The 3,780-nt window shown below is 64.5% G+C and carries 3 protein-coding genes; 2 read left to right on the top strand and 1 reads right to left on the bottom strand.

Annotated elements, in window-relative coordinates; translation table 11 throughout:
* On the bottom strand, positions 1-191 hold a 191-nt coding region (locus EOA33_RS27505; RefSeq protein WP_145989307.1), incomplete at its 3' end, for an AMP-binding protein.
* Between the two features lie 202 nt (positions 192-393).
* On the opposite strand from EOA33_RS27505, the gene EOA33_RS27500 reads away from it, so the two are divergent.
* Both EOA33_RS27500 and EOA33_RS27495 read left to right on the top strand, forming a co-directional pair.
* Positions 394-1,359 carry a sugar-binding transcriptional regulator gene (locus tag EOA33_RS27500; RefSeq protein WP_127407074.1) on the top strand — a complete coding sequence of 322 codons (966 nt, stop codon included), beginning with the start codon at positions 394-396 and terminating at the stop codon, positions 1,357-1,359.
* 91 nt (positions 1,360-1,450) lie between these two features.
* A complete protein-coding gene (locus EOA33_RS27495; protein WP_127407073.1) occupies positions 1,451-3,505 on the top strand; it encodes a bifunctional aldolase/short-chain dehydrogenase in 2,055 nt (684 codons plus the stop codon).
* Positions 3,506-3,780: the final 275 nt, after the last annotated feature.

Below are 3,780 nucleotides of genomic sequence, written 5' to 3'. Positions count from 1 at the left end.
CGCTTGGCCAGCGCCGAAGCGAGTCTCAGCGAGCGCCGCCAGAAATCGCGATAGGTGATGCGCTGATTGCCATGGATGATGGCGACATGATCGGGATAGGTTTTTGCCGCTCGCTCAAGATAGGTGAGCGGCGTCAGCGGCTGATGGTTGGCGGCGTTCCTGTCGAGATCCTGTTCATAGGGATTGCTCATCCCGTCCTCCCGCTGCGCAAGCTGTAATGTTGCATGATCGACTTCTAATCACAGGCTCCGCGCCTCGTCACCACCAACGATGCCACGACAGGGGGCATTTGGCACAATGGTGATCTAGATTCAGCCGGCGAAAGGGAAACGCATACCTCCACTCGGTTTGACTTTTGTCGAGAGCCGTGAATAATGTCAGCGAGGAGATGGCATGGCAATCCGACCGGCAGAACAGCTTATCCACAAGGCCGCCTGGCTTTACTATGCGCATGGCATGCGCCAGGACGAAGTGGCGAACCAGCTGAAGATTTCACGCGCGTCGGTCGCCATGTATCTGCGCAAGGCGCGCGAGACCGGCATCGTCAACATCTCGACCTCGACCCAGCTGTTCACCGATGACGTCATGGCGCGGAAGCTGGAAGACGCGCTGGAGCTCGACGCCGTCTGGATCGCGCCGGAAAACGCCTATGTCGTCGATCCGTCGACCGACATCGCGGTGCTGGCGGCCAGCGTCTTTCTCGAGCTGGTGAAAAAGGGCGACCGCATCGGCGTCGCTTGGGGCCGCACCGTCTACACCATCGCCGACATCATGTCCTTCGCCGACCTGCAGGACGTGACCGTGGTGCAGCTCTGCGGCAACCTCGGCGCGCCCTACTCCTACCGGCCCGACCAGTGCACGATGGAGATCGCGCGGCGGCTCAATGCCAAGGGGCTGAACTTCTACGCGCCGCTGGTGCTGTCGACGGAAGAGCTGGCGCGGGCCCTGCGCGCCGAGCCTGTGATCCGCGAACAACTGGCAGGCATCAGCGATTGCAGCCTCGCGCTGTTTTCCGTCGGCACCGTCGACGCCGACAGCCATGTCGTCAAATGTGGCGCGCTGACGGTGAGCGAAATGGAAGTGCTGCGCAACGCCGGCGCCGCCGGCGTGATCGCCGGACAGATCATCGACGCCGGCGGCAAGGCGCTCGACTGCAGCTACAACCGCCGGGTCATCTCCGCCGAGCTCGGCTCGCTCGGCGCCATCGAAAAGCGGCTGATGGTGGTGCAGGAGGACAGCAAATTCGAGCCGCTGCTTGCCGCGCTCGCCGGCGGACTCTGCACGCATCTGGTGGTCGGCGCGCGCATGGCGCAGCGGCTGCTGGACCATGCCCGAGCGGTGACCAAGAAGGCTTCCTAGACAAACAATCCTCGCCGCCGGCGCATTGTCATCAAAGCGTCGCGGCATTCCTGTTCACAGCAATCAAAGACATGAAAGCGGACGAAGCGAAATGAAGAACCTGTGGAATGACGGCGACGCGGAAAAGATGGTTGCCGACTATGCCAAGAAGGGCGTCGGCCGCGACCTCGCGCTGCGCGTCTATACGACCCGGCTGCTCGGCGGCGAGCCGCGGCTGGTGCTGCATGGCGGCGGCAACACGTCGTGCAAGATCAAAGCCACGGATCTCATCGGCGACGAGTGGGACGTGCTCTGCGTCAAGGGCAGCGGCTGGGACATGGCCGTCATCGAGCCGCAAGGCCTGCCGGCGGTTAAGATGGGCGCGCTGCTCAAGGCGCGCGCGCTGGAGAGGCTCTCCGACGAAGACATGGTGGCGCTGCAGCGCGCCAACCTCATCGACCCCGGCTCGCCCAATCCCTCGGTCGAAACGCTGCTGCACGCCTTCCTGCCGCACAAATTCGTAGACCACACGCATTCGACCGCCGTCCTCGCCATTGTCGACCAGGAAGACAGCAAGGCGCTGGTTGGAAAAGTGTTCGGCGAAAAGATGGGCTACGTGCCCTACATCATGCCGGGCTTCGACCTGGCGAAGGCGGCGGGCGACGTTTTCGATGCCGACCCCAGCGTCGAGGGCCTAATCCTCGACAAGCACGGCATCTTCACCTTCGGCGACGATGCCAGACAGGCCTACGACCGGATGATCCACCATGTGACCGTCGCCGAGGAGTATGTCGCGAAGAACGGCAAGCCGAAGACGGCAAAGGCGGCCCTGCCGGCTCGACTTGCCAAGCCGGCCGACATCGCGCCCGCGCTGCGCGGCGCGGTGGCGGTGGCGCGCGGCGAAGGCCGCTTCGATCGCATGATCAGCGACTTCCGCACCTCCGATGCGATCGTCGATTTCATCAATTCGGCTGACATCGCCGACTATGCCGGGCGCGGTGTCTCGACGCCGGATCTCTCGATCCGCATCAAGACCGGTCCGATGGCGGTGCCGGCGCCGGACGCCGACAAGATCGGCGACTACAAGGCGGTCGTCCGCGGCCATGTCGAGACCTTCGCCAAGGACTATCGCGCCTATTTCGAGACCAATGACGCACTGGACGACGTCAAGCGGACCATGCTCGATCCGATGCCGCGCCTGACCTTGGTGCCAGGCCTCGGCATGTTCGGCCACGGCCGCACGCTGAAGGAGGCCAGGATCGCCTCCGACGTTGGCGAGATGTGGATCGAGGCGGTGCGCGGCGCCGAGGCCGTCGGCCATTTCCACCCGCTGTCCAAGGCCGATCTCTTCCCGCTCGAATACTGGTCGCTGGAACAGGCCAAGCTCGCCTCCAACAAGCCGAAGCCGCTGACCGGCCAGGTGGTGCTGGTGACCGGCGGCGCCGGCGCGATCGGCGCGGCGACGGCGAAGCTGTTCGCCGACAATGGCGCACATGCCGTCATCGTCGACCTCGATGCGGCCAAGGCCGCGGAAGCGGCGAAGAAGGCCGGCAACGGCTCGATCGGCGTTGGCGCCGACATCACCAATCCGGCCGAACTGCGCGCCGCCTTCGACCGGGCAGTCGCCGTCTATGGCGGCCTCGACATCCTCGTCTCCAATGCGGGCGCGGCCTGGGAAGGCCGCATCGGCGAGCTCGACGACGCTACGCTGCGCAAGAGCTTCGAGCTCAATTTCTTCGCCCACCAGTCGGCGGCGCAGAACGCCGTGCGCATCATGCTGGCACAGGGCACCGGCGGCGTGCTTTTGTTCAACACGTCCAAGCAGGCGATCAACCCGGGGCCGAAGTTCGGCGCCTATGGCATACCGAAGGCGGCGACGCTGTTTTTGTCGAGGCAATATGCGCTGGACTACGGCGCGCAGGGCATCCGCTCGAACGCGGTCAATGCCGACCGCATCCGCTCGGGTCTGTTGACCGACGCCATGATCGCCAGCCGCTCGGGCGCGCGCGGCGTATCGGAGAAGGAATACATGTCCGGCAATCTGCTCGGCCAGGAAGTGACGGCCGAGGACGTGGCGCAGGCCTTCCTGCACCAGGCGCTGGCCGATCGAACCACCGCCGATGTGACGACGGTCGACGGTGGCAACATCGCCGCGGCGCTGCGGTAGGCAACCTGCCATGGACCCCTACTGTCATGCAGGGGTTCAGACGGGAACGCTGGCGCCGCCCCTCATCCGCCTGCCGGTGTCCTCTCCACGATAGTGACGGGGAGAGGGACGCTGTCGCCGACGGTTTCGCCAATCACCAGTTGAGGGGCGGCAGCGACTTTAGCGACCTCGCCACCACGACTTGAAAACTGTCGTCGTCGGAAGCGATTGCCGAAATTCCGCTTCAATCTATTCCTTGAACCGCTTGCAAGGTGGAGACGTTCATGGCCGCGAAC

The organism is Mesorhizobium sp. M4A.F.Ca.ET.050.02.1.1 (genome assembly GCF_003997725.1).
Taxonomy (GTDB): Bacteria; Pseudomonadota; Alphaproteobacteria; order Rhizobiales; family Rhizobiaceae; genus Mesorhizobium.
This window is presented reverse-complemented; position numbering and strand designations above follow the sequence as displayed.